The organism is Acidithiobacillus sp. YTS05, assembly GCF_024396695.1.
GTDB lineage: Bacteria > Pseudomonadota > Gammaproteobacteria > Acidithiobacillales > Acidithiobacillaceae > Igneacidithiobacillus > Igneacidithiobacillus copahuensis.
On sequence record NZ_CP094359.1, the window covers coordinates 1,977,899 to 2,002,900 of the forward strand.

Annotated in this window: 22 protein-coding genes; 13 read left to right on the forward strand and 9 right to left on the reverse strand. The window is 59.3% G+C overall.

The window, feature by feature from the left end:
* Window positions 1-43: 43 nt before the first annotated feature.
* The 8 genes from yhbY (at window position 44) to MQE22_RS09775 (ending at window position 8,000) form a co-directional block, all read left to right on the forward strand.
* Complete coding sequence (gene yhbY, locus MQE22_RS09740) at window positions 44-346, forward strand: ribosome assembly RNA-binding protein YhbY (RefSeq protein ID WP_215871331.1); 303 nt, start codon at window positions 44-46, stop codon at window positions 344-346.
* The gene (gene leuS / locus MQE22_RS09745; RefSeq protein WP_215871330.1) at window positions 343-2,811 is read left to right on the forward strand and encodes a leucine--tRNA ligase; all 2,469 of its coding nucleotides are present in this window, start codon (window positions 343-345) and stop codon (window positions 2,809-2,811) included. The genes yhbY and leuS overlap by 4 nt, the downstream gene beginning before the upstream one ends.
* The gene (locus MQE22_RS09750; protein ID WP_215871329.1) at window positions 2,811-3,302 is read left to right on the forward strand and encodes an LPS-assembly lipoprotein LptE; all 492 of its coding nucleotides are present in this window, start codon (window positions 2,811-2,813) and stop codon (window positions 3,300-3,302) included. The genes leuS and MQE22_RS09750 overlap by 1 nt, the downstream gene beginning before the upstream one ends.
* Window positions 3,302-4,309 carry a DNA polymerase III subunit delta gene (gene holA, locus MQE22_RS09755; protein WP_215871328.1) on the forward strand — a complete coding sequence of 336 codons (1,008 nt, stop codon included), beginning with the start codon at window positions 3,302-3,304 and terminating at the stop codon, window positions 4,307-4,309. The genes MQE22_RS09750 and holA overlap by 1 nt, the downstream gene beginning before the upstream one ends.
* Before the next feature lie 80 nt (window positions 4,310-4,389).
* Window positions 4,390-5,652: a glutamate-5-semialdehyde dehydrogenase gene (locus MQE22_RS09760; protein WP_215871327.1), complete on the forward strand. Its 1,263-nt coding sequence runs from the start codon at window positions 4,390-4,392 to the stop codon at window positions 5,650-5,652.
* Between the two features lie 43 nt (window positions 5,653-5,695).
* Entirely contained in the window at window positions 5,696-6,544 is an 849-nt protein-coding gene (locus tag MQE22_RS09765) for a biotin--[acetyl-CoA-carboxylase] ligase (protein WP_215871326.1), read from the forward strand.
* A complete protein-coding gene (locus tag MQE22_RS09770; protein WP_215871325.1) occupies window positions 6,541-7,296 on the forward strand; it encodes a type III pantothenate kinase in 756 nt (251 codons plus the stop codon). Before MQE22_RS09765 ends, MQE22_RS09770 begins: the two co-directional genes overlap by 4 nt.
* Window positions 7,297-7,445: 149 nt before the next feature.
* Window positions 7,446-8,000 carry an RlpA-like double-psi beta-barrel domain-containing protein gene (locus MQE22_RS09775; RefSeq protein WP_215871324.1) on the forward strand — a complete coding sequence of 185 codons (555 nt, stop codon included), beginning with the start codon at window positions 7,446-7,448 and terminating at the stop codon, window positions 7,998-8,000.
* Between the two features lie 17 nt (window positions 8,001-8,017).
* Here MQE22_RS09775 and MQE22_RS09780 read toward each other — a convergent pair whose 3' ends face one another.
* Entirely contained in the window at window positions 8,018-9,355 is a 1,338-nt protein-coding gene (locus MQE22_RS09780) for an aminopeptidase P N-terminal domain-containing protein (RefSeq protein ID WP_215871323.1), read from the reverse strand.
* A gap of 115 nt (window positions 9,356-9,470) precedes the next feature.
* On the opposite strand from MQE22_RS09780, the gene MQE22_RS09785 reads away from it, so the two are divergent.
* Genes MQE22_RS09785 through metG form a run of 3 tightly spaced genes read left to right on the forward strand, consistent with a single transcriptional unit; the run spans window position 9,471 to window position 13,315 of the window.
* Window positions 9,471-10,463 carry an aminoglycoside phosphotransferase family protein gene (locus MQE22_RS09785; protein WP_215871322.1) on the forward strand — a complete coding sequence of 331 codons (993 nt, stop codon included), beginning with the start codon at window positions 9,471-9,473 and terminating at the stop codon, window positions 10,461-10,463.
* 3 nt (window positions 10,464-10,466) lie between these two features.
* Window positions 10,467-11,246, forward strand: coding sequence for an HAD family hydrolase (locus tag MQE22_RS09790; protein WP_215871321.1), 780 nt, complete (start codon window positions 10,467-10,469; stop codon window positions 11,244-11,246).
* 50 nt (window positions 11,247-11,296) lie between these two features.
* Window positions 11,297-13,315 (forward strand): methionine--tRNA ligase, encoded by a 2,019-nt coding sequence (gene metG / locus MQE22_RS09795; RefSeq protein WP_215871320.1) that lies wholly within the window; start codon window positions 11,297-11,299, stop codon window positions 13,313-13,315.
* 82 nt (window positions 13,316-13,397) lie between these two features.
* Here the strand turns inward: metG and MQE22_RS09800 are convergent, their stop codons facing one another.
* Window positions 13,398-15,653, reverse strand: a complete 2,256-nt coding sequence (locus tag MQE22_RS09800; RefSeq protein ID WP_255790289.1) for a PilZ domain-containing protein — start codon at window positions 15,651-15,653, stop codon at window positions 13,398-13,400.
* Between MQE22_RS09800 and MQE22_RS09805 the strand changes: the two genes are divergently transcribed.
* Window positions 15,534-15,839, forward strand: coding sequence for a hypothetical protein (locus MQE22_RS09805; RefSeq protein ID WP_226827132.1), 306 nt, complete (start codon window positions 15,534-15,536; stop codon window positions 15,837-15,839). The genes MQE22_RS09800 and MQE22_RS09805 overlap by 120 nt on opposite strands.
* 316 nt (window positions 15,840-16,155) lie before the next feature.
* On the opposite strand, the gene MQE22_RS09810 is transcribed toward MQE22_RS09805, so the two are convergent.
* The 5 genes from MQE22_RS09810 to MQE22_RS09830 form a co-directional block, all read right to left on the reverse strand.
* Window positions 16,156-16,812 (reverse strand): peroxiredoxin, encoded by a 657-nt coding sequence (locus tag MQE22_RS09810; protein WP_215871318.1) that lies wholly within the window; start codon window positions 16,810-16,812, stop codon window positions 16,156-16,158.
* Window positions 16,813-17,048: 236 nt separating this feature from the next.
* Window positions 17,049-18,173 (reverse strand): 3-deoxy-7-phosphoheptulonate synthase, encoded by a 1,125-nt coding sequence (locus MQE22_RS09815; RefSeq protein WP_215871317.1) that lies wholly within the window; start codon window positions 18,171-18,173, stop codon window positions 17,049-17,051.
* Window positions 18,174-18,197: 24 nt separating this feature from the next.
* Complete coding sequence (fumC, locus tag MQE22_RS09820; RefSeq protein ID WP_215871316.1) at window positions 18,198-19,586, reverse strand: class II fumarate hydratase; 1,389 nt, start codon at window positions 19,584-19,586, stop codon at window positions 18,198-18,200.
* The gene (locus MQE22_RS09825) at window positions 19,586-21,370 is read right to left on the reverse strand and encodes a M3 family oligoendopeptidase (protein ID WP_215871315.1); all 1,785 of its coding nucleotides are present in this window, start codon (window positions 21,368-21,370) and stop codon (window positions 19,586-19,588) included. Before MQE22_RS09825 ends, fumC begins: the two co-directional genes overlap by 1 nt.
* Window positions 21,371-21,829 (reverse strand): DUF1841 family protein, encoded by a 459-nt coding sequence (locus tag MQE22_RS09830; protein WP_226827100.1) that lies wholly within the window; start codon window positions 21,827-21,829, stop codon window positions 21,371-21,373.
* Between the two features lie 178 nt (window positions 21,830-22,007).
* On the opposite strand from MQE22_RS09830, the gene MQE22_RS09835 reads away from it, so the two are divergent.
* Complete coding sequence (locus MQE22_RS09835) at window positions 22,008-23,705, forward strand: hypothetical protein (protein ID WP_215871314.1); 1,698 nt, start codon at window positions 22,008-22,010, stop codon at window positions 23,703-23,705.
* A 99-nt stretch (window positions 23,706-23,804) separates the two neighbouring features.
* Here the strand turns inward: MQE22_RS09835 and MQE22_RS09840 are convergent, their stop codons facing one another.
* Window positions 23,805-24,050: a hypothetical protein gene (locus MQE22_RS09840; protein WP_215871313.1), complete on the reverse strand. Its 246-nt coding sequence runs from the start codon at window positions 24,048-24,050 to the stop codon at window positions 23,805-23,807.
* A 472-nt stretch (window positions 24,051-24,522) separates the two neighbouring features.
* On the reverse strand, window positions 24,523-24,882 hold the full coding sequence (locus tag MQE22_RS09845; protein WP_215871312.1) for a hypothetical protein: 360 nt from the start codon (window positions 24,880-24,882) through the stop codon (window positions 24,523-24,525).
* Between the last annotated feature and the right edge of the window lie 120 nt (window positions 24,883-25,002).

The window sequence follows — 25,002 nt, forward strand, 5'->3', positions numbered from 1 at the left end:
ACCGTACACTTCTGGTCTTTCCGACCGGACACCAGAGCATAGCATGCTGGACAGCAAAGCCCGACAAGAACTGCGCGCCCGTGCGCATCACCTCAAGCCCATCATCATGGTCGGCGCCCAGGGCGTCACCCCATCCCTGCTAGCAGAACTGGACCGTGCGCTCTTTGATCACGAATTGCTCAAAGTGCGCCTGCCCGCTCTCGACAAGGAGGAGCGTGACGACTATATCGCAAAACTGGTCGATGGATCCCGTGCAGAGGCTATTGGCCGAGTCGGGCGGATCCTGATGCTCTACCGTCCGCGCCCCAAAAACGAAATTTTCATTCCCTTGCAAGTCAACTCATGAGCGAAAATTCTTATCAACCGCAAAGTCTGGAAAGCACCATTCAACAGCGCTGGGAGCGCGAGAACGCCTTCCGCGCCCCGAACCATCCCGAGGGCGAGAAATACTACGCCCTCGCCATGTTTCCCTACCCCTCCGGGCAGTTGCACATGGGGCATGTGCGCAACTACAGCATTGTTGATGCCATCGCTCGCTACCAGCGCATGCGCGGCAAAACGGTCTTGCACCCCATGGGTTGGGATGCCTTCGGGCTGCCCGCGGAAAACGCGGCACTCAAGAACGGCTCTGCACCAGCAGACTGGACCTTTTCCAACATCGAGCACATGCGCGGGCAACTCAAGCGTCTGGGGCTTTCCTATGACTGGTCGCGGGAAATTGCCACCTGCACTCCCGATTACTATCGCTGGGAGCAGTGGCTATTTTTGCAATTGTGGAAAAAAGGCCTGGTCTACCAAAAGCTGAGTACCGTAAATTGGGACCCCGTGGATCAGACCGTGCTCGCCAACGAGCAGGTGGTTGATGGCCGCGGCTGGCGTTCTGGCGCATTAGTAGAGCGCCGCGAGATTCGCCAGTGGTTCCTGCGCATCAGTGCGTACGCCGACGAGTTGCTGGACGGGCTGGATACCCTACAGGGGCAGTGGCCCGACCAAGTACTCACTATGCAGCGCAATTGGATCGGTCGCTCGGAGGGGGCGGAAATCCATTTCCCCCTCGCCGACGGTAGCGGGGTGATCAAGGTTTTCAGTACCCGTCCGGATACCTTGTTTGGCGCCACCTATCTGGCGGTGGCCGCTGAACACCCATTGGCACTGCAGGCCGCGGAAAGCAGTGGCGAGATCGCCCACTTCATCGAGCGCTGCAAGCATGTGGCGGTATCAGAAGCGACCATGGAATCGCAGGAGAAGGAAGGCGTGCCCCTGGGAATCCAGGTGCGTCACCCCCTCACCGACGAGCTGCTGCCGGTTTGGGCCGCCAATTTCGTCCTCTTGGGCTACGGCGAGGGTGCGGTGATGAGCGTCCCCGCCCACGACCAGCGCGACTTTGAATTTGCCCGCAAGTATGAGCTGCCGATTCGCATCGTCATTCGCGCAGAGCAGGAGGAACGCGAGAGTGCTGCGGATCCGCAAGCCGCGCTCACCACGCCCGGCTGCCTTGTCCATTCGGCAAACTTTGATGGCCTCGACAGCCAGACGGCGAAGACGGCCATCACCGAGGCCCTGGCGGCCAAAGATCTGGGCAAGAAAACTATCAATTATCGCCTGCGCGATTGGGGTATCTCGCGGCAGCGCTACTGGGGCAATCCCATTCCCATGATCCATTGCCCACACTGTGGCGTCGTACCGGTGCCGGAAGCCGATCTGCCCGTCGTGCTACCCACCCATTATCAACTGCACGATCCGCGTTCGCCGTTACTGGACGATCCGGAATTTCTGCAGGTCGATTGCCCGCAGTGTGGAGCGGCGGCACAGCGCGAAACGGATACCATGGATACCTTCGTCGAGAGTTCCTGGTACTACGCCCGCTTTGCCTGTCCCGATGCCACGCAGATGCTCGATAGCCGCGCCACCGATTGGCTCCCGGTGGACCAGTACGTGGGCGGCGTAGAGCATGCGGTACTCCATCTACTCTATGCCCGTTTCTTCAATCGTCTGCTGCGGGATGTCGGACTCCTGCCTAACGATGGCAAACACGACGAGCCCTTCCGTCGCCTTCTCACCCAAGGCATGGTCTTGAAAGACGGCAGCAAGATGAGCAAGTCCAAGGGCAATACCGTCGATCCCCAGGCAATTCTGGATCGCTATGGTGCGGATACCGCGCGTCTCTTCATCCTCTTTGCCGCCCCGCCCGAGCAGTCGCTGGAGTGGTCGGACAGTGCCGTCGAAGGGGCTTACCGCTTTCTGCAACGGATCTGGCGTCTGGTGCAGGACTATCACGGACCCGTGCCACCCCTGCCGCAAGCACTGCGTGATACTGCCCGCGACCTGCGCCGCGCCGTGCACCAGTGCATCGAGCGCGTCACCCTCAACATGGAAGATCGCCAGCATTTCAATGTGGCGATCGCTGCTTGCATGGAGCTCAGCAACCAGCTCGCCAAGGCCGAGGCAACGCCGGGCAGCGACGAGCACGCCGTGCTGGGAGAAGGGCTACGTGCCCTGTTGCTCCTGCTCAGTCCCTTTGCACCGCATCTCAGCGAGGCACTCTGGGACAAGATCGGCGATAGCAAGGCCATTCTCAACCATCCGTGGCCCGAGGCGGATCCCGAAGCCCTGCACAGCGACACCGTCACCCTCGTCATCCAGGTCAATGGTAAGCTGCGGGAGCGTCTCGATTTTCCTGCCGCGAGTCCCCCCCAAGAGCTGGAGTCCGCCGTCCTCGTCCATCCAGAGATGGCGCGACATCTGGAAGGAAAGACCGTGCGCAAGGTCATTGTCGTACCGGGTCGCCTGATCAATATCGTGGTGGCCTGATGCAGCGCCGACAATTTCTGATCGCTCTCGGCAGCCTTTCCCTGCTTGGCGGCTGTGGATTCCATCTGCCCGGCGGCAGCACGATCCCCGTCAGACTCCGGGGCCTGCGCGTCGAAGCCAGCGGCCCGGCTGGCGGGCAGCTCGCCCAGGCAGTCGAGAGGGCCCTGGAACGCGATGGCAACGTTGCCCGTGCAGATGGTCCCGTGCTGCGGCTCGACAATATCTCCCTCAACCAACGGGCCATCAGCATCAGCCCCAGCACGGGTGCCGCCTTGGAGTTCCTCAATACCCTGCGCGGCAGCGTCTGGGTGCAGCGCGGCAAGAAGATCCTGCTGCCGGCGGAACCGCTCTTGGTCGAGCAGAGCTTTACCTACAACAGCGGCAGTCCCCTCGCCACCAACGAGCAACAGATCGAGAGTCAGCAGCAGCTCTTCGCCGAGGCTGCAAGGGTCGTACTGCGCCGCGTATTGCTCGCGCCAGCGCTACGCTGATGCGCATCAAGGCGCGCGACTGGCCCACGGCGCTGGCACGCGGCAAGGTCCTCGCCTACGCCTTGTTTTCCGATGAACCTTTCCTATTGGCCGAAGCCGAAACGCAGGTACGCAAGCGTTGGCAGCAGGAAGGGTTTCTGCGCCTGCAGCGCTTGCCACAAGATAACCCGTGGCCAATCCTGCGCGAAGAACGCGATGCCCTGTCCCTCTTTCCCGAGCCGCGCATCCTTTTGCTGCGGCTCTCTGATCTACGCCTGGGCAAAGATCCCCTCGCCGCCCTCGAATTCTGGTTGGCGCGCCCGCCGCAGGATACCCGTTTGCTCCTCACCGGTACCCGGCCTGACGCTGCCATTCAGAAACTCAAATGGTTTCAAACCCTCGACCAGAGTGAAACCCTGGGCCTGTTGATCCTCTACCCGCCGGAAGCAAGCGACTGGCCGCGTTGGGTCGAAGAACGGCTGCGGCGGGCACAGGTCGATGCCAGCCGGGAGGCTATAGCCCTGCTCGCAGAACGCAGCCTGGGGAACGTGAGTGCTGCCGATCAGGCCATTCGTCGCTGGGCAGAGCTGTACCCAGGCCAGCGCCTGGAGGCGGTGGATCTGCCCGATCTGCTGGGCGACAACAGCCAGTTTTCCGTTTTCGATCTCAGTGATGCCGTCCTGCAGGGCAATCCGCATGCGGTGTTGCATAGTCTCGGGCGGCTGCGGGATGCAGAAGCCGAGCCGGTCCTGATCCTGTGGACCCTGCACCGCGACCTCATCCTCCTCCTGCAACTACAGGAAGGCAATACTGCCGAGATTCTGCGCCGCGAACGACTCTTTCCGCCGCGCAGCGAACGCTTGCAGCGGGCCGCCCGCCGCCTGCCACGGCAACGCCTGCGTCAGGCCCTCTTTCAATGTCAGGAAATCGATGCCCGCATCAAGGGGCAAGACGCCCGCCCGCTCTGGCCCGCACTGGCGGATCTCGCTCTGCAGTTTTGCCAGAACAGCAAAGTCCCGGCACAATAAAGTATCCATTCACCCGCGACATCATCGCCGCGCCCATCCAGTGGGCACCGCCATGATCTCGCCCCAAACCAGGAGCGAAAATGTCCGAAGACCTACAAAGCTTGATGCAGAACACCGGCCAGCGTGCCCGCCAGGCGCAACGGCGCGCACTGGCCCTGGAGCCTGGGCGGAAGAATGACGCCCTGCGGCAAATGGCAGCGTTTTTGCGCCGTGATGCCGATGACCTGCAGCGCGCCAACCGCAAGGATCTGCGTAACGCCGAACAGGCCGGTCGCGACGAAGCCTTCATTGATCGCCTGCGTCTCGATGAGAAGCGGATCGAAGCCATGGCTCAGGGTTTGGAGGAGATCGCCGCCCTGCCCGATCCAGTGGGCGAAATCACCGATCTGAAGATGCGGCCCAGCGGCATTCAGGTGGGGCACATGCGCATGCCGCTCGGGGTCATCGCCATGATCTACGAATCCCGTCCCAACGTCACCGCCGATGCCGCCGGACTCTGTGTCAAATCGGGTAACGCCGTCATTCTGCGCGGGGGCTCTGAGTCCCTGAACAGCAACATGGCCATTGCCGAGCGACTGCGCGCGGCCCTCGGCAAGTCCGGCCTGCCCCTGGACCTCGTTCAATACGTACACACGGCCGATCGGGAGGCCGTCGGTGCCCTGATTCGCATGGATACCTTCGTGGATGTGGTGATTCCCCGCGGCGGCAAGGGGCTGCTCGCCCGTATCCGCGACGAAGCGACGGTGCCGGTGATCATGCACCTCGATGGCAATTGTCATGTCTACGTCGACCAGGACGCCGACCGCCAGAAGGCTCTGCAGGTGGTCGTCAATGCCAAGACCCAGCGTCTGGGTACCTGTAATACCGCGGAAAGCCTGCTCATTCACCGGGATCGGGTTGGCGATCTCCTGCTACCCATTGCCAGTGCACTACAGGAGAGAGGGATCGAAATCCGTGCCTGTCCGGAGGCTTTGCCCCTCATTCCCGGGGCCGTTGCCGCCACGGACGAGGACTACAGCACCGAGTATCTGGCGGCCATCCTTTCCCTGAAAATTGTCGATAGCCTGGATGCTGCCATCGAGCATATCAACACCTACAGCTCGCAGCATACCGAAAGCATCATCACCGAAAATTACAGCCATGCGCGGCGTTTTTTGCGCGAAGTCGATTCCAGTTCGGTCATGGTGAATGCCTCCACTCGCTTCGCTGATGGCTTTGAATATGGCCTGGGAGCAGAGATCGGCATTTCCACCAATCGCCTGCATGTGCGCGGCCCGGTGGGTTTGGAGGGACTGACCCTGCAGAAATGGATTGTCCTGGGGGACGGTCATATCCGCTCCTGAAGCCCCGAGCGGAGAATTTCTCGCGCTCCTGCGGCAGAGCTACATGGGACACCGCGTCGCCCGTCAGCCTGGCGACGAGCAGCGAGAGCAAGAAGCGCGACGCTGGGGCATTCCCCTCATCGCCGGCAATAGCTCCTGGCAACTCGAGCATCCGGAGCGGGCTTGGGATCTCCCGGCCTTAGCCAGTGCCCTGCAGCTGGGGGAAGAGGAAATTGGCATCTGGCCACTTTGCGACTCCAGCAATACCCGCCTGCTGGCAGAGAGCCACCTGCGCCTCGGACTCGCCGAAGCGCAGTGGTCCGGTCATGGCCAGCGCGGGCGCCACTGGCATTCCAGCTTCGGCAAACATCTCTATTGCAGCCTGGTTGTGGAAATTTCTGCCGCCTATGCGCAGGTATTGCCTGTGGTTGCCGGCCTCGGGGTCTATCAGGTTTTGCGGGAGCAGATACCCGCACTATGGCTCAAATGGCCCAACGATCTGTGGATTGGACAGCGCAAGGTCGCCGGTCTGCTCCTTGAAGGGCGGCACGGCGCGGAAGGCCAGCGCTGGGTGCTCGGCCTCGGTCTCAACGTCCTTGCTGATCCTGACTTGCCCGCCACGGCAATCAGTCTGTGCGAGGCTGGCTGCAGAATGACCCGACTGGAATTGCTGTTGGCGATCACCCAGCAGTGGCGCGTCGATTTCGCGCAGCTGGAACGCAGCGCTTTCGCGCCCTTTCGCCAGCGCTGGCGGGAGGCGGATCGCCTACGCGGCAAGCAGGTAGAGTTTACGCTGGGCGGCGAGCGGAAAACCTGCCAGGTGCTCGATATCCAGGACGACGGTCGTCTGTGTATCGACGATGGCACCCAGCAACGCATCGTCCATGCCGGCGAAATCCGCCTCCACCCATGATCCTCATCAGTATCGGCAACACTCGCACCCTCCTCGCCCATACCGATGATGGCGGCAGGAGCTTTACTATCGGACGCTTTGCCAGCACGCACAGTCCTGCTCAGATTCGTTCCGAACTGCCCCCGCCATGGGCAGACTGGTGGGCAAGCGAAGAAATTTTCTTGGGCGGCGTCGTGCCTGAGGTACAGGAAGCATGGCAGAGGGAACTCCAGGATTGTCATCTGCCAGTCTGGAACCCGGAAATCTTTCACCAGCTCCTGCCCAACGCCTACCAGCCGCCCCAGTCTCTCGGCTTCGATCGCCGCTGTTGCCTCATCGGCGCCTGGCAGCAAGTGGCGGGGGGTGCAGCACTGGTCATCGATGCCGGTACTGCCATCACCATGGATATCCTGGCGCACGGTCGCTTTCTCGGTGGGCAGATCCTCCCCGGCCTGCAAAGCCAACTGGATTGCCTACAGCGGAGCACTGCCCGGCTGCCGCGAACGAGTCCGTTGGCACACCCGGAACTCCTGGCAAACGATACTATTGGCGGCATGCAGTCAGGGGTCTGGTATGGCACCCTCGCGGCCATTCGCCAAGCCATCGCTGGCTTTCAGCAGGAATGGCCCGACGGCAGGATCTTTCTGACCGGTGGCGATGCGGTTCTCCTGCAGCCACAACTTTCGCAGTCACTGCACGATCCCCTGTTGTTGTTGCAAGGATTTGTCCGTCTCGTGCAAGAAAATCGCAATTACAGCAAGAAGATACGATAACTAACTGTTTTTTATAATATTTTATATTTCGTTGATTTTTATTGATAATTTTGCGATAGTCTCCTCCCCGAAAACCATTATCTGGAGAGAAGGTACCAACAGGTACCCGAGCCATGCAAAGGGCCTCGAGGTAAAAGGAGACGAACGTTTTGTTGGAAAAAGTTAGTGCAGGCATTGCCGTAGCCCTGTTGGCAGCGGTGATCCCGAATGCGCTTTCCTTGGCTCAGCCAGGTTTGCCGGTATCCTTGCTGCATCAGGCCATGGACAAGCAAAGCGCAGAGTTGGCAGCCACGCAGGCACAGTTACAGGCGCAAGACGCCGCCAAGATTGCTCTCAATGGTACCATGATGCTCGGTCACAAGCTGATCTACCTGCATCGGGTATCGGCTTACAACGCCGTATCCTGGCAAACCAACAGTAACCCGGCTATGTCGGCCTGTGGTCCGACCCGCCCCAATCAGGTAGCGCTTTCGCCGGACCTGTTCTTCCGCAGTAATGGCAGTACCCGCTGCGGCGAACACGTCGAGATCCTGCTCGGTTCCGGGCAGGTCGTTCAAGGTGTGGTATGGGATGTGATGAATCCGCGCTACCACATGGCTGCCGACATTCTCATGAGCACTGTGCAACAAGCTCTGAATTTTGGTGTCCAGCGCGCCGAGCTGCGCATTCTGCCCAAGCAGCAACCCCAGACGGTCGACTCCTGATCCAGTACGGGCTGGTTTTAACCCAGCCCCCCGGCCATCAGATCCTCGATCTCGTCGATCTCCTTGGGCACGCCGGCGCTCAATATCTCCGGGCCTTCCGCATCCAGGAAGAGATCGTCCTCGATGCGGATACCGATACCTTGATAAGCTGCAGGTATCCCCTTCTGACCAGGGGCAAAGTACAGTCCTGGCTCGACCGTCAAGACCATCCCCGCCGCGAGTGGGCGCCAGCTCGGCTCCGTACCCTGACGGTACGCCCCCACATCATGCACATCCATACCCAGCCAATGGCCGGTGCGGTGCATATAAAACGGTCGATATAGCTGTTTTTCGAGGATTTCCTCGCGACTCTCCCGCAAAATTTTCAAGTCGTGCAGGCCGTCCACCAATACCTCGACCGCGGCATCATGGTAATCACTGACCGGCCGACCCACCTGCACCGCAGCAATGGCGGCCTTCTGACTCGCCAGCACCAGGGTGTAAATGTCCCGTTGCGGCCCGGAAAAACGCCCATTCACCGGCCAGGTACGCGTGATATCGCCGGCGTAGCCCGCAATTTCCGCGCCCGCATCGACCAGTACCAGATCCCCGTCGCGCAGTTCATCGCGATTTTCTACATAATGCAGAATGCAGCCATTGGCTCCACCACCAACAATGCTAGAGTAAGCTAGGCGCGCGGCTCCCTGGCGTTGAAACACATATTCGATTTCGGCCTGCAACTGATACTCCATCATCCCCGGCCGCGTCTGTCGCATGCCATGCCGGTGCCCCGCCGCACTCACCCCCGCCGCCGCCCGCATTAGCTCGCGCTCGACGGCATCCTTGTGCAAACGCATCTCCTCCAGAAAGTGAGCCGCATCGACCAGTTCCAGGGGATAGCCGATCCCCTGCCGACTGCGTGAGCGCGCCTGATTCCGCCAACGCAATACTCGAGCGTCAAAGTCGCTCTCCCGCCCCATGGGATAGAGCAGCACATCACGATTCTCCAGCAGCTTAGGCAGGATTTCGTCCAACTCTTGAATGGGATGGCACTGATCGACCTGACAAAGCTCCTTTGCGCCCTCGATGCCGGCGCGGCGTCCATCCCAGGTTTCCCGCTCGGGGTCTCGGCTGCGACAGAACAGGATCTGCTCGCCATCCGCATGGCCCGGTATCAGCACCAGCACTGCCTCCGGCTCGGCAAAACCGGTCAAATAATAAAAATCTGAATCCGGACGAAAAGGATAAGCGACGTCCCGATTGCGCAACTGCTCCCGCGCCGTGGGGAGAACCAGGACACCCCGCTCACCGATCTGTGCGAGCAAGCGTGCCCGGCGGGCGAGGGTATCGGGGCGCGGAAGATCAAGAGCAAACATAAGCACCTGCCTGGAATTGCGGAAACCAAGAGTATGCCACAAAACCGCCGGGGCGGGCTTCCCGCTCGCGGCCATGCTAAACTCGAAGCCGATGATCGTAACGGGGAGGCGGGCCGTGCACTATTTGGGACACCTGCAGCGGAACGATCCCCTCTACGATTATCTGTATCACCAGATTTTTGTTGCCGAGCTGGGCATCGAGCCAAGCAAGGGCTTTCGCGTCTTTGCCCTCAACGGCTCCAACGCCGTATATCTATACGAAGATCGGCGCTATCGGCGGCGCGTGCTCGGAAAATTTTTTGAGCGTCATCACGGTCATGACAATGCCGCCGCGGCGCAGCACGAATTCCAGGTCTTATCCCTGTTGCATGGTAATGGCCTTGGTCACGGCCAACATCGCGTGGTCCAGCCGCTCGGCGTCAATCCCGCTTTTGCCGATGTCCTCTTTGAGTGTTACGTGCTGGGCGAACCCCTGCATCGCATCTGGGCGCGCACTCACCCCGGCCAAGACGATCAGGAGATGTACCATAGCCTTTCCGACCTCGCGTATTTCCTCGCGCGGCTGCACAACCATAACGTACGCGGCGATGCGGTACGCTTTCGCGAGGTGTTTCCCTACTTCGACAAGATCGTCGCCCGCCTCTGGCGCCGCGGCCGCGCCAAACAGTCAGAGGTCGATCGCCTCTATGTCCTGCGTCAACGGTGGGCGGACGATCCGGCCATGTACGCGGACCACTGCGTGCGCCTGCATGGCGATGCTACCCCGGCGAACTTCCTGGTGACGGGTCATCACCAGCTGACCGCCATCGATTTCGAGCGCTCCCACTTCGGCGATCGCGCCTATGATCTGGGGATGATTGCTGGCGAGCTGAAACACTGGGCACTGCGGCAGCACAATGATGGCGGCGTGGCGGAAAATTACATCGGTCATTTTCTCTGGGAATACAGCCGTCATTTTCCGGAGCAGCCCGCAGCCTTTCGTGCCATTACCCAACGGCTGCCTTTTTATATGAGTCTTACCTTGTTGCGCATTGCGCGCAACAGCTATCTCGGCGATCACACCGCCCACATCCTTGTCCATGAGGCCATTGCTTGCCTGGGGAGATAAATCATGAGTATACGCGCCGTTCTTTTCGATCTGTATGGCACCCTCATCCATATCGAAACCGATGAAACCCAGGGAGAAATCTACTGGGCACTGTCCCGCTATCTGAGCTACCACCGCATACATACCCGCCCCGATAGCCTGCGCGAACGCTATTTCGATCTCGCCAAGCAACAGAAACGCAATTCCGCCGAGACCTACCCCGAGATGGATGCCCGCGCCGTCTGGCGGGAAATTCTGCGTTCCGGCTCCAAGCATTTTCGCCCGGAGTCCGTGGCCAGCGAAGGGGACCATCGGGTACAGGAAATCGAAAAACGCCGCGAGCGGCTCGCCAAGGAACTGGTACGCTTACATCGGGCCCTGTCGCGGCGCATGATCGAACGCTATCCCGGAGCGAAGGAGCTGTTACAAGCCATTATTGGTGAATTTCAATTGGGGATTGTCTCCGACGCCCAGGTGGAATTTGCCAAACCAGAAATGCGCATCACCAAAATCCGTAAATATTTCCCGGTAAAGACCATCTCTTCCGCCTATGGCTACCGCAAGCCCGATCCCCGTCTATTCAAAGAAACTTGCCATGCCCTACAGGTACATCCTGCCGAGGCCATTTATGTCGGCAATGACATGTACCGGGATGTTTTTGGCGCCCGCGAGGCGGGGCTGAAAACCATCCTCGTCTGGTCCGATCAGGGGCGCAAGGACTACCGCGACGTCCGCGCCGACTACGACGCGCGCGATCTGTACGAGGTGCTAGAAGGGATCCGCTTCCTCGCAGAACGACACTGAATCTGCCGTGGCATTGCCGAGGCAAGGAAAGGCAGGTAATTTAGCCTCCCATGAAACGGAAGATCCTGGTCACCAGCGCCCTACCCTATGCCAACGGCCCTCTGCATCTGGGCCATCTGGTGGAATACACCCAAACCGACATCTGGGCGCGCTACCAGCGCCTACGCGGCCATGAATGCCTCTATTTCTGTGCCGATGATGCCCATGGCACGCCCATCATGCTGCGTGCCCAGTCGGAGGGCATCACCCCGGAAGCGCTGATCGAGCGCATGCATGCGGAGCACCTACGCGACTTTACCGATTTCGGCATCGGCTTCGACCTCTATCACAGCACTCACGCCGCGGAAAATTTTGAGATTTCTCAGGATCTTTACCGTGCCCTGCGCGCCAACGAGCATATCATCGTGCGGGAGATCGAGCAGGCCTATGATCCGGTTGCCGAGATGTTTCTACCCGACCGTTTCATTCGTGGCACCTGCCCGCGCTGCAAGGCGCCAGATCAGTATGGCGATAATTGCGAAGTCTGCGGTGCCACCTACAGCCCCACGGATCTGCTGGATGCGCGCTCGGCGGTCTCTGGCGCCACCCCGGTGCGGCGCAGTTCCGAACATTATTTCTTCGAGTTGGGGGACTTTACGGAGTTTCTACAGCAGTGGATTCACAGCGGCACGCTGCAGGAGGAAATGGCCAACAAGCTCGACGAATGGTTCACCGCCGGCCTAAGCGACTGGGACATCAGCCGCGACGCGCCCTACTTCGGCATCCCCATCCCCGATGCACCGGGCAAGTTTTTTTACGTCTGGCTCGACGCCCTGCCCGGTTACATGGCCGCCACGCAGCATTGGTGCAACAGGCATGGCCGCAACTTCGACGAATTCTGGGGCCAAGGCGCGGATGCCGAGCTCTATCACTTCATCGGCAAGGATATCATCTACTTCCACGCCCTCTTCTGGCCGGCCATGTTGCAGGGTTCCGGACACCGCCTACCGACCGGCGTCTTCGCCCACGGGCACCTCACCGTCAATGGCGCAAAGATGAGCAAATCGCGCGGCACCTCCATCACCGCACGCCAGTACCTCGACCAGCTCGATCCGGAGTTCCTGCGTTATTACTTCGCCTGCAAGCTCAACAGCCATGTCGAAGACATCGATCTGAATCTCGAAGATTTCCTGCTGAAGGGGAATGGCGATCTGGTAGGGAAGGTCGTCAATCTCGCCTCCCGCGCCGCAGGCTTCATCCACAAGCACTTTGCCGGCCACCTGGCAGACAGTCTTGGAGAAGATCAGCCCTTTTATGCGCAATTGGCTGCCAAACAAGAAGAGATTGCCGCCAGCTATGAGGCGCGCGAATACGCCCGCGCCATGCGCGAGATCATGACCATCGCCGACCAGCTCAATGCCTACGTCGATCAGCACGCTCCCTGGCTGCTCGCCAAGGATGATACCCAGCGCGACACCTTACAGCGCGTCTGCACGGTCATCCTCAATGGCTTCCGGCTATTGATCACCCTGCTCAGTCCGGTGCTGCCGCGGCTGGCGCAGCGCTCCTGCGCCTTCCTGCGCTGCGAGCTGTCCTGGGACGGCGTCCAGCAGCCGCTCCTGGCGCACGGTATCGAACCCTATTCCCACTTGTTGCAACGCATGGAAAAAACCCACGTGGACTCTTTGATTCAAGAACCCAGCCAGCCTATCCCGCCAGCGCCTAGCACCACCAGCAAAGCCGAGCAGGCGCCCAAGAGCGAAACGATCGGCATCGAGGATTTCGGCAAGGTCGATCTGCGGATTGCGCGCATCGTCGCAGCGGAAGCCGTCGAGGGAGCAGACAAGCTCCTACATCTCACCCTGGATATCGGCGAAGCGCAAACCCGTTCGGTCTTTGCCGGCATCAAGAGCGCCTACGATCCGGCTACGCTGGTGGGGCGCCTGACCGTCATGGTCGCCAACCTCGCCCCGCGCAAGATGCGCTTTGGCCTGTCAGAGGGGATGGTACTGGCGGCCAGCGGCGACGCCGGCGGCCCCTTCCTCCTCAGCCCCGACAGCGGCGCCCAGCCAGGCATGCGGGTCAAGTAGGAATTTACATTCTCCAGAAAGGGTCCAGTAAATCCAACGGGTAGCAAAAAATGCTACCCGACTTGCAGAACTGGCAGGCCGCTCAGGCTGCGAGAACCTCTTGCGCCTGATCCATGGCTTCCAGAGCGGCGCGATGATCGCCGACAGCGCTGTGCGTTTTCCCCAGAAAAAGGAGCGCAGAGCCGAGAAGATTGCGCATTTCGAGAGGAAACGCCTGACCCAGTCGATCTTCCAGAGAGCGCAGCATCGAGATGGCTAGTTGCGCACGATTCATCGCCTGCGGCGCGTCGCCCAGATTCAGCGCCGTCTCCCCATCCTGTAGGTGGAGCGCGGCAATCCGCTGCTGCATGGCCGGCTGCAGAGAGCTTCCCATCTCGTCACTCAATCGCTTGAAGATGTCCTGAGCCCGATCGAGGGCTTGGCGTGCCTGCGTCAAACGACCCAATTCCGCCAGTTGTTCGGCCGCCTGCAGATGACCACTGGCAAGTTGGCTCCACTGGCTGGCCGTGAATTGCTCACCCAACCTTTGCTGAATCGCCGACCAAATGGCAAGCCCCTCCTCGGTGAGGGTTTCGGCTTCCGCCTCGCGACCCAACTGAAACAACACGTGGGCCCTTTGCAATACCGCATTGGCATCGGTGGCCTCGGGTGACCAGCGTACTGCCTCGGGCAGCTTTTGAACTGCCGCACGACTGAGCTCTTGCGCAAGGTCGAGAGCACGCAGAGAATCTTCATATTGCCCTTCCAACTCATAGACTCTGCCCAAACAGAGCGCGAGCCGAGCGCGTAGATGTGAGACATCCGGGGTTTCCGACTGCTGGCCCAGACGTTCACGCAGATCATCGAGAATTTCTTGGGCACGCTGGTAATCCGCCACGGCCTCTGCTGTGCTCCAGCCATTTTGGGCGGTACCACGAATCATGTAGGCCTGCGCAAGCTCTCGGCCCAACTGGGGCCGCTGTGATTTGCCATCGCGCCACACGGGATCCAACAGAGTAATGGCCTGACCAGCGGCATTTGGCGCGGAAGCATCGCCCGTAGCATGGAGGGAGATGGCCCTACCCAACTGGCACCGCGCGCGCAGATCCAGAAGACGCGGCAAATTGCCGTCGCTGGACGGGAGTTGATCCAAAATCTGCAGGGCTTCCTGGAATTGCTCGATAGCCTGGGCATGACGATCCATTTCCGCAAGAACTGTCGCTTGACTACAACGCAATTCCGCCAGGTCCAGACGGGTACTCCAGCGCTGCTGATCGCTGCGCAGCGCGGCAATTTTCAGACTCCGGGGCTCGGCTTCGGATTTCGCAGGCAAACTTTCTTCAGTCATTGGGGTCTCCGGGGGTGAGGTTGTATCAATCGGGGCACGCCAGTCGGACGTTTCTTGGGTCAATGCAGTAGGTGTAGAGGCAAGCAGCAGATCCGCTTCTGAGGACTTGTCTTCCGGAGACCGGACCTCCTGGGGGGGAACGGGGTCAAGACTAGGAAGGACTTCAGTACTTACCACTGCCGATTCCATGTCGCTGACGCATCCCATTTCCACCGCTTCGGGTTCTTTTTCCGCCACTAGCTCTGAAACATACGGATCAGGCCGGTTACTTTCTAACGGCGCGGCTGGAACGTGTTCCTCTGCAACACCCTCCTCGACCGAGCCAGTTCGCGGAAAGTTGGGTTGATAAGGCAGAGCCAAACTCAGGATGGCGGTAACCGGTTGGAGTTTGGGCACTGGTGCAGCGGGGGAAGGCTCCGCAGGGGGGGACGGTTCCGCAGCATCGGATTTTTCCGTGGGATCCGACATTCTTGGTTCCTCTACAGTCGAAGGTGGGCTGCTGGCCAGTTCGGAAATCGTCTTGCCCGTACCGGAAAAAAATTCCGGATCGCCAGCTAGCGTCTGCAGCGTATTCAGCAATTGCTGACGTTGGGGACGCGTCAGCAAAAAATGAGCAGCAACAAAGAAATCAAAGTGTTGATTGAGTTGAATTTCTTTGCGCACTACCAACGCAGTGCTGGAAAACAGCGGATACATGGAAATCCGCAGTTCCAAGAGGACCATTTCGCCAATTGTCAGATCATTGTCGGCAAGCAGAAACCCCGCGCCACTAGTACTCAGGTCATGGAGCCGTGCCTGTAGAGGCTTCCCCGAACGGCGCAAGACGACAACTTCGCCATCGACCCGAACCCGATTGCGAGAGCGCTTTTTGCGCCAATTGACGAGCTTTGGTTGCTCGAAGAGAAGGCCTCTGGACTCCTGCTGAATTCCAGAAAATTCCGAAAAAAAACTAGAAAGAAATCCTTTGCTATCGATACATATCAGGCTCTGATCAAAGATTTTCTGAAGAATATTTTCCTGCGCCAGGAAGAGAAGTTTCTCCGAGTCGCAACCTGCAAAAAGAAAAAGACTGCCATCATCCCCTTCATCAGCAGAGAATATGATGCTGCTACTACCCTTATCAGCACAGAGGTCGCCTGGATTCCGGAAGCTACCTGCTGGGAAATCGTTAATGAGAAGCTGATGATAAATCCCTAGTTCGAGCCCCGATCGGGCCGGAAGGATGCTACGAAGGTCGAGGAAATCACGATGGCTCATGGTTGATTCAGGGCTTCCGGCATTCCCGCCACGGCCTTACCTTCTGTCAGATTGTTCGGGACTCATCTCCAAATTACTCTAGCATGCCGCCTGATGCGATGCCAGCAATGCGAATGCCCTGCTACCTGCTTGAAGCGGTAAACTCCTTCCGCTTTACCAGGCTGTCGGCGCAAAACGGTGGTTACTTTGAAAGACACACGCAAAAAAGCTCCCCGGCCGAACGACCGGGGAGCTGTTCAGAGGCCTTGGCCGCGCGTTATTTCTTCGGCGCCTTGGCAAAACGCAGGTAGGGGAGCTTGATATCGATTTCGCCAAACTTCTCCTTGGCCTGCTCGTTATTCAAAGACAGGGCGACGATAACGTCCTGGCCGGGCACCCAGTTGGCCGGAGTGGCCAGCGGAACGCCGTCAGTGGCTTGGATGGCGTCGAGGGCACGAAGGATTTCCGCAAAATTCCGGCCCACCGACATGGGGTAAGACATGGTCAGGCGCACCTTCTTGTCCGGACCGATGATGAACACCGTACGCACCGTGGCGGTATTCTTGGCGTCACGATTTTCGGGGAGATACGCCTCGGCGGGGAGCATGTCGTAGAGCTTGGAGACGTGCAGGGACGTATCATCAATGATCGGAAAATCCGCCGGAGCTCCCGCCGTTGCCTCAATGTCACGCTTCCACTTCTTGTGCTCCTCGACGGTATCCACCGACACCCCCATCACCTTGGTATTGCGCTTGGCAAATTCGGGCGCCAGCTGGGCGACGGCACCGAATTCGGTAGTGCAGACCGGCGTGAAGTCACGCGGGTGAGAAAACAGGATGGCATAGCTATCGCCAATCCACTTATGCAGATTCAACTCACCGGCAGTGGAGTCGACCGTAAAATCTGGAGCTACGTCGTTGATACGAATAGACATAAAGCACTCTCCTCAAGTTGTACCCAGGAAAACCGTTCCGTGCGTTTCCAGCACAGAGCAACGATAGCATATAAAATCCAGATTTGTAAACAGTCTAAATCATTCACCAGTAGAGCAATCTGTCAGCAGCGGATCCGGCAAACCGACAGGCGCAGAATCGCCTGATCTTCCTGCGGAACAGCAACCGAAGTTGCCGTGCCGCACGCTCCCAAAGAACTTCGCCATCTGCCACTTCTTTATCCATTGCTTTCCGGCTGCGCTCCGGCCAGCAGACGACGCTCCTCGTAGGCCTCCCGCGCCAGGCGGACGTCCTCTAAAAACCAGGGAAGTTCCTTCAGCAGCAACGCCTGCGGCCCGTCGACCAGGGCCGTGGCGGGATCGGGATGAAAGTCGACCAACACCATGTTGGCACCAGCAATCACGCCCTGCGCGGTGACATGGAACACCTCAGGTATGCCATCGGGGCCGGCATCGCGGCTGCCTACCGAGTGCGAAGGATCGATGCAGACAGGCATCCGCGTGAGACGCTTGACCACCGGTACTTGTGCAAAATCGACAAAGTTGCGGTGCGGATCTCCCAGGTTGGTCTTCATGCCACGCAAGCCAAAGACTACCTGGCTGTTTCCTTCCGAGGCCAAGTACTCTGCTGCATTCAGGGATTCTTCCAGGGTAATTCCGAAGCCTCGTTTGAGCAGGACGGGAAATTCCTGCTGCCTACCTACCGCCTTCAGCAGTTCGAAATTTTGCGTGTTGCGGGTGCCAATCTGCAGCATGACACCGGTCGGATTGCCCGTTTGCCGCAGCGCCTCACGGATCTCATCCATGTGCTGCTCGTGCAGGATCTCCATAGCGATCACCTTGATGCCATATTTTCCTGCCAGCTCAAAAACATAAGGCAAACAGTCCTTGCCATGCCCCTGAAAAGCGTAAGGACTGGTGCGCGGCTTGTAGGCCCCCATGCGCGTGCAGACCTGGCCATTTTCCTGCAGGGCGCGCAGCATCTGCTCGACGTGCTCGCGGGTATCGACGGCACAGAGGCCAGCAAAAACGTGCAGGGTATCCTGACTGAATTCCACCCCGTTGTAGGTAAAGCCGTTGGCACGGGCGTCATCCTGATGCCGCCCCAGCACCCGGTATTCACGCGACACGCGAATGGCCTTGGTCACGCCGGGCAGGGATTCCATCTGCTCCAAATCCAAGGCCTTGGTGTTGCCAATCAGATAGACTTCACTGAGCAGCTGTTCGGCACCCTGCACCCGATGCACGCGGTATTCGATACCATCTAGACCATCCAGATAGCGCAGCAGGGCCTGATATTCTGGTGCACTCTCCTGCAGATCCTCTCGAAGAATCAAAATCATCGTCTATCCTTTTCGTCGCCCACACTAGTTTCTGTCCGGCGCTAGCATCCGCTCCGGTCGTAAAATTTCATCCAATTGTGCCGCATCGATCCAGCCACTCGCCAGCGCCGCAGCGCGCAGTGTGCTGCCCTCCTGGTGGGCACGCTGGGCGATCTTGGCCGCGCGCTCGTAGCCCAGACTGGGTACCAAGGCCGTGACCAGCATCAGGGAGCTGTCGAGATGGACCTGCAGCCGGTCTGCGCGCGCCTGCAGACCCTGCACACAATGCAGCGTGAAAGAACGCATCGCATCTGCCAGCAGCGTGATGCTCTGTAACACATTGTAGCCTATGACGGGTTTATAGACATTGAGTTCAAAATTTCCTTGCGACGCAGCGAAAGCAACTGTCGCATCGTTGCCAAAGACCTGGGCACAGACCATGCTCAACGCCTCTGCCTGGGTAGGATTGACCTTGCCCGGCATGATCGAGGAACCCGGCTCGTTCTCGGGTAACGCCAATTCTCCCAGACCCGCCCGCGGCCCGGAACCCATCCAGCGGATGTCATTGGCGATCTTGAGCAGCGACATCGCCAGACTGCGCAACTGGCCACTGAGCTGGCAGAGCGCCTCCTGGCCGGCCAGAGCCGCAAAAGCGTTCTCTGCGGGGCGCAGCGGCAGGGACAGTCGCTCTGTGAGCATCCTGCATACCTGCAGCGCAAAGTCTGGATGGGTGTTGAGCCCGGTGCCCACCGCCGTCCCTCCCAAGGCCAGGGCATAGAGCCCGGGTAGCACGCTACGGATTCCCGCCTCACCCTGGCGAAGCTGATCGACATAACCGGAGAATTCCTGGCCCAATCGCATCGGCACCGCATCCATCAGATGCGTCCGGCCGATTTTCAGTATATCGGCGAAGTCCTGACTGCGCTGCTGCAACAGATCACGCAGGCATTGCAGGGCCGGAAGCAGTTGCGCATGAACGGCGCTGGCAACGCTGAGATGCAGGGCGCTGGGGAAGACATCGTTGGAGGATTGCCCAAGGTTCACGTGGTCATTGGGATGTACGGGATTTTTGCTGCCACGGGCAGCACCAAGGCATTCGTTGGCAAGATTGGCGATCACTTCATTGACGTTCATGTTGCTCTGGGTGCCACTGCCCGTTTGCCAGACCCGCAGCGGAAACTGGGCATCCCACTGGCCAGCTGCAACCTCATCGGCAGCTTGGGCGATAGGCTCGACAAGATTGGCCGCAAGCAGGCCGAGTTTGCCGTTTACCCGCGCCGCTGCCGCTTTGATCTGCGCCAGGGCATGGATGATGGGCAGCGGCATGCGCTCCTCGCCAATTGCAAAAAAGTGCAACGAGCGCTGGGTCTGCGCCCCCCAAAAGGCATCGTCCGCAACCTCCACCTCGCCCAGACTGTCGCGCTCGCGCCGCATCAGCGATTCTCCGCCAGGCGTTCGGCCTCGTTCACCATTCCTTCCAGATAGTCCAGGGCGCTGTCCCAGATCTGCGGGTCATCCAGCCGCACCCCAGAAGCGGCGACCACTTCCACCGGTGGTAGACTACCGCCCAGGGCTAACATTTTCCGGTAGCACGGCACAAAGTCTGTCCCCTCGGCGCGATAGCGCTGGATCAGCGCCAGGGTCAGCAGTTCGCCGAAGGCGTAGGCATAGACATAGCCTGGCGAGCCGATGAGGTGGGGGATGTAACTCCACCACCAGCGATACCCTTCGCTGAACTGGATGGCTCCGGCAAACTGCTCTTCCTGCGTCTGCATCCAGAATTCTGCCAGACGCTCCTTGCTGAGTTCTCCATCGCTGCGCCGGGCCGCGTGCATGAGGGCCTCGAAACGGTGCATGGCCATCTGCCGAAATACCGTCGCGAAGGTATCCTCGATCTTGCCACAGAGCAGGGCCAGCCGTTTGTCCGCATCGGGCTCGTTGCGCATCAAGCGTTCAAAGATCAGCATCTCGCTGAAGACCGACGCGGTTTCGGCGGTGGTCAGCGGTGTGTCGGCATTGAGAAAGCCCTGTTCGCGCGCCAGATACTGGTGTATGCCGTGCCCCAGTTCGTGCGCCACGGTCATGACGTCGCGCACCGTTCCAGTGTAGTTGACCAGGAGATACGGATGCACGTCGGGGGTTACGGGGTGGGCAAAGGCACCACCGCGCTTGCCGGCAGCCAGGGCGGCGTCTATCCATCCCTCAGCAAAGAAACGCTGGCCGATGGTGGCGAGCTCCGGGGAAAAGTCCTGAAAAGCGCCAAGGACGATAGACTGGCATTCCGCCCAGGAATAGGGCCGTGAAGAGCCAGGCAAGGGCGCGTAGCGGTCGTAGTCGTAGAGGGGGCTGATGCCCAGCAGCCGCGCCTTCAAGCGGTAGTAGCGGCCCACCAGGGGATAACGGGCAACGACTGCGCGTTCCAGGGCCTCGACCATCCTGTCGTCGATCTCGTTGGCGAGATTGCGGTCGGCCAGCCAGTGCGGATAACGGCGCAGGCGATCATCGAGGGCCTTGTCCGCCAGGACGGCGTTGAAGCAGAAGGTGAGCGTATGCAGACGCGTGCCCAGCCCCTGACTCAAGGCCTCAGCCGCATCCTTGCGCAAACTGCGGTCCGGGTGAGAGAGCTTGCTGAGCACCTCCTGCTCACTCAGCTCCTTACCGCGCAGGGAAAAACGCATTTCGGTGAGAGTTTCGTCAAAGAGCCGCTCCCACAAGCTGCGGCCGGTTACCGCCTTTTCTGCCAGGATCTGCTCTTCTGCCTCGTTGCGCAGATGGGCAGCATAGTTGCGCCAATTACGCAGGAGATGGGCCCAGTGTGCCAGTTCTGGAGCGCGCAGCAGCGCCTCAGCGCGCTCCGCGGCCAGACCATTCCAAGCGATATCAAAAAAGACCAGCTGATTGCCGATCTGCGTCGCTTGCTCTTGATAGTGCTGCAGCGATGCGCCGTAGAGGGGATCATCGGCATGGGTGACGTAACTGAGATAGCGGTACGCGCCAACCCGCGCCAGGCGGCTACGCAGCGCCTCCAGGTCCTGCATGGCCTGGGCCAGCTCGGCCGCGCTCAGGGTCGTAAAATCGACCCGATAGCGGCGCGCGAATTCACTGGCCGCAGCGGCTGCCCAGTCCATATCTTGCCGCAGCTGCGGATCTTCCCGCCCAGAATAGAGATCCTGTAAACGCCAATGGATCGATTCCGCTCCTGTCTTCGCTTCCGCCATCTACTTCTCTCCTTCCAATGTCTCGCGCTCCTCATCTGCCTGCAGACAAGGCAACAAGGCGCTCAGATCCGGTTCCCGGCCGGCGCGCTGCGCCTGCCAGAGCAATTCTCCGAGACAGTCCACCACCCGATGCTCGGCGACTGCCTCCCCATAACGCGTCCGCAGACGCCCATACGCCTGCACGATACCCGGCGGCTGGCCGGTCGCCAAGAGCTCCAGCAATGCCACGTGCAGCGACATGTGGGCAAAGGGATTGCTCTGGCCGAGCTCCGGCGGGAAATCTGCCTCCAGAGCCATTTCCGGATTTTCCAACAGGGCATGATACTCAGGGTGCGCGCGAATCACCTCTACCACCCGCTGTGCCATGGCATCCAGGGGTTGACCAGCGCGAAAGCGCTGCCAGTAGTCAATGAACAGCTGACGATAGGTTTCTCTCCTGCTTCCATAAAGCATATTCATTACCCAACTGCATCAGATTCTTCCATCATACGGTCCCGTAAAACTGGGGCAAGGACTATGCGAATTCCGGGTTATCAAGATCTGGTAACTGGAAAAATCGTAGTTCTTTGTGTTAAATAAGCGTGGCTCGGCCAATTGGGGCTTGGATCAGCATCATTCAGCGGGAGATGAATACGTCATGGCCAACGGAAATGCAGCAGCGGAAACAGTAGTAGCTCTCACCCCCAAACAGTGGGAAGGACTAGGCAAGGTCGGCGACGCCGCCCTGCAATTGCAGAATCTCCTGCAGATGTTCCGCGATGTCCTCAACGAGCTCCCGAATGCCATCGACACGGACAAACTCCTCGCAAAATACCAGCCGCAACTTGATGCCTTGCGCGAGGCCACCGAATCCCTGCAGGGGATGCTCACCGTCGACGGCGGGGTCGACCGCTTGAAGCAGCTCCTGAGCGAAGTCAAGGACGCGCAACTCGACAAGACCATTGGTGAATTGCTGAGTATTCTCAACAACCTGCAGAAATCCGGCTTTTTTTCCTCTCTGGCGACCCTCAGCGGCGAGCTCAAATGTCCGCTTATCGGCGAAAATCCCGAAGACATGGTCAACAAGTTGCGCAGCGCCATGAAAAACCTGCAGTACTACTGGACCAGCGCCAAACAAGGCATCGGCGTCATCGGCAACGTTGCTGGCGAGCTGCAACTTCCGGAACGTCTCGATGAACTGCAGGAAATGGCCGACCAGTGGCTGCAGATGGCCAAGCGGGCGCAGAAGCTGGTGCAGGGCGATGCACCGAGCGTGCAGGCGCGTCTGGAGGGACTTCTCGACATGGCGGAGATCCTTGGCGGCCAGATGAGCGTGGCCCTGGGGACCATCAAGGATACCGCCCCAGAGTTGCTCCATAACGCCGATCTGAACAGCACCATTGGCACTGTCGGAATTGCCGGCAAGCGTTGGCTGCAGGTGGCCATCCGCGTCAAGAATCTTGCTGCGGGCGACAATGGCGATCTGGTCAGTCGGGTAGAGATGCTCCTCGACCAGGTCGAGAAGGTTGCCGGCTTTGCTGGCAACGCCGGTTTCTTCCTGCAGGCCGGTAAGGATGGCCTGGCAGCGGTGCAGGGAATCGTTACGGATCTCGATCTCCCGGAAAAGCTCGACATTCTTGCGGAAGAGGCGGAAAAGTGGGGCAAGATCGCCCTTCGCGCCAAGCGGATCGCCATAGGTGACGCCAAGGCGGGAGACGTGGCGGATTCCATCAATAACTTGCTGGATCATGCCGAAACCATTTCCGAAACGATGCGCAATCTCGCCTGCAACCTCGAACGGCAAGGAATCCACCTGGGTGACATCCTGTCGCCGCGCGGCGATCTGAGCATCGCAGCGTGCACGGCTACTGATTTCCTCGGCGAAATGTGGCGCGACGGCACGATCAAGAACATCGGTGCCGACATCAGTCAGGGTGCCTTAGCCTGGATGGAAATCGCCCACATCGGCGGTACCATGCTCAAAGGCGATGCCGCAGATATCACCACCCGGGTGAAGGGACTGGTAAAAGAACTGCATGACGCCAAGCTGATGGACATGGTACCCGAGGCGCTCGCCCTGGTTGGCAAGCTGCAGAAGGCAGGACTACTGCACAAGGTCAACTTGGTTCTCGACAAGGCCTTGCCTCTGCTTCCCTCGGATGCAGCATTTGCCAGCGGCGTCGACAAGGCGGTCAAGGCGCTGGAGCAGACGCAGGTAGAGATGAAGGACGAAGCCAATAAGGGCGGCGGCATCTTCGGTCTGATGAAAATTGTCTTCGCGAAAGACACCCAGTTTGTGCTCAAATTTGCGGTGCGCTTCGCCAGCATTTTCCTCAAGGCGTGGAAGCAGGCCTGAGCAAGCAGCAGTAGGCGGCCGTAGTCTTCAGGTTCGGTCGCGCCCCACAGAAAAGGGCCGGGAGCATCAGCTCTCGGCCCTTTCTGTCTACCAGATGCCTTACTCGGCGGCAGGAGCCTCGGCGGCGGCAGGTGCTTCCGCCTTCTTCGGCTCAGCCTTCTTCATTTCATGATGCTTCTTGGCATGATGATGCTTCTTCCAGTGGTGCTCTGCCTTCTTCACCGGAGCCTTCTCGGCAATGGCCGGCTTCTCGGCGGCAGCGGCAGCAGGGGCTTCTTCCGCAGCGAAACTGGCGCTAGCGGTCAGAAAAGACAGGGCAGCCGTGAGAGCAACAATCTTCTTCATAAAACACTCCTTCCATAAGAATAGAATTCCGCTTGCGCGGGCTGATCCATTTCAGCGATTCTTCCTAAGCATATCTCATGCCAGATAACTTATACCTTTACATTCATAATGTTGTGATTTTTATTGCGATTCGCGTAGACAAAATCTGTCGGGAAGCAGCGAACGAGAAGCAACATAAGGCCAACACATCATGCCAATTTTTCTGCAATCCTGTAGAGCCAGCCAATCTATCTGCTTGATCGATTGGGGTCTCAACCAGATCTCAGACCAAAGCAGGGGCGTGCGGGAAGTTCCACCACCTGTCGCTTGCCCACGACGACAACACCAACCACTTTAGCATGCGCCATTTGCTGGCAATGAATTGCGGGAGTCCGACTGGATATTGACGCAAAGAAAAGCCGGGATCAGCAGTCCCGGCCAGAAGAAAACAACGATTGTCCCTGGGGTGATCAATCACCCCAGGTGTGGTCACTTAACGATTGGAGCCACCACGCCCCATACCTGCACCACCCATCATGCCGGAACCACCCTGCATGCCTCGACCCTGATGCATGCCAGTAGATGGAGCATTCTCCGGGATGCTCATTCCTTTCTCCTCGGCCCGCTTGCGCATGGTCTCATGATTCTCCGAACGGATCTGCTGGCGCTCCTGCTCCGTTTTGGCAGACTGCATCTTGTTGCGATGCTCTGCGCGCTCCTGCTGCGTCATAAGCTGGCTTCCCTGGGTAGTCGTTCCAGTCGATGCGGCGGCCACAGGGACTTCTTCTGCCGCAAAGCTGGTACCCGCCATCAAAACACCAAGGACGGCCGTAATGGCAACAATCTTCTTCATAACTCACTCCTTCCATTAGATTAAAATCCGCTTGCGCGGGCTGACGTAGTTTCAGCAACCAGACATATGCACACTATGTGCCAGATCCATTATTGATCGAAAAAACAACGTGGATCAGGA

What these genes read in the sequence shown, in the direction of transcription:
- yhbY (WP_215871331.1), top strand. Translation starts at nt 44, where the DNA reads ATGCTGGACAGCAAAGCCCGACAAGAACTGCGCGCCCGTGCGCATCAC.
- leuS (WP_215871330.1), top strand. Translation starts at nt 343, where the DNA reads ATGAGCGAAAATTCTTATCAACCGCAAAGTCTGGAAAGCACCATTCAA.
- MQE22_RS09750 (WP_215871329.1), top strand. Translation starts at nt 2,811, where the DNA reads ATGCAGCGCCGACAATTTCTGATCGCTCTCGGCAGCCTTTCCCTGCTT.
- holA (WP_215871328.1), top strand. Translation starts at nt 3,302, where the DNA reads ATGCGCATCAAGGCGCGCGACTGGCCCACGGCGCTGGCACGCGGCAAG.
- MQE22_RS09760 (WP_215871327.1), top strand. Translation starts at nt 4,390, where the DNA reads ATGTCCGAAGACCTACAAAGCTTGATGCAGAACACCGGCCAGCGTGCC.
- MQE22_RS09765 (WP_215871326.1), top strand. Translation starts at nt 5,696, where the DNA reads ATGGGACACCGCGTCGCCCGTCAGCCTGGCGACGAGCAGCGAGAGCAA.
- MQE22_RS09770 (WP_215871325.1), top strand. Translation starts at nt 6,541, where the DNA reads ATGATCCTCATCAGTATCGGCAACACTCGCACCCTCCTCGCCCATACC.
- MQE22_RS09780 (WP_215871323.1), bottom strand. Translation starts at nt 9,355, where the DNA reads ATGTTTGCTCTTGATCTTCCGCGCCCCGATACCCTCGCCCGCCGGGCA.
- MQE22_RS09790 (WP_215871321.1), top strand. Translation starts at nt 10,467, where the DNA reads ATGAGTATACGCGCCGTTCTTTTCGATCTGTATGGCACCCTCATCCAT.
- metG (WP_215871320.1), top strand. Translation starts at nt 11,297, where the DNA reads ATGAAACGGAAGATCCTGGTCACCAGCGCCCTACCCTATGCCAACGGC.
- MQE22_RS09810 (WP_215871318.1), bottom strand. Translation starts at nt 16,812, where the DNA reads ATGTCTATTCGTATCAACGACGTAGCTCCAGATTTTACGGTCGACTCC.
- MQE22_RS09815 (WP_215871317.1), bottom strand. Translation starts at nt 18,173, where the DNA reads ATGATTTTGATTCTTCGAGAGGATCTGCAGGAGAGTGCACCAGAATAT.
- fumC (WP_215871316.1), bottom strand. Translation starts at nt 19,586, where the DNA reads ATGCGGCGCGAGCGCGACAGTCTGGGCGAGGTGGAGGTTGCGGACGAT.
- MQE22_RS09825 (WP_215871315.1), bottom strand. Translation starts at nt 21,370, where the DNA reads ATGGCGGAAGCGAAGACAGGAGCGGAATCGATCCATTGGCGTTTACAG.
- MQE22_RS09830 (WP_226827100.1), bottom strand. Translation starts at nt 21,829, where the DNA reads ATGAATATGCTTTATGGAAGCAGGAGAGAAACCTATCGTCAGCTGTTC.
- MQE22_RS09835 (WP_215871314.1), top strand. Translation starts at nt 22,008, where the DNA reads ATGGCCAACGGAAATGCAGCAGCGGAAACAGTAGTAGCTCTCACCCCC.
- MQE22_RS09840 (WP_215871313.1), bottom strand. Translation starts at nt 24,050, where the DNA reads ATGAAGAAGATTGTTGCTCTCACGGCTGCCCTGTCTTTTCTGACCGCT.
- MQE22_RS09845 (WP_215871312.1), bottom strand. Translation starts at nt 24,882, where the DNA reads ATGAAGAAGATTGTTGCCATTACGGCCGTCCTTGGTGTTTTGATGGCG.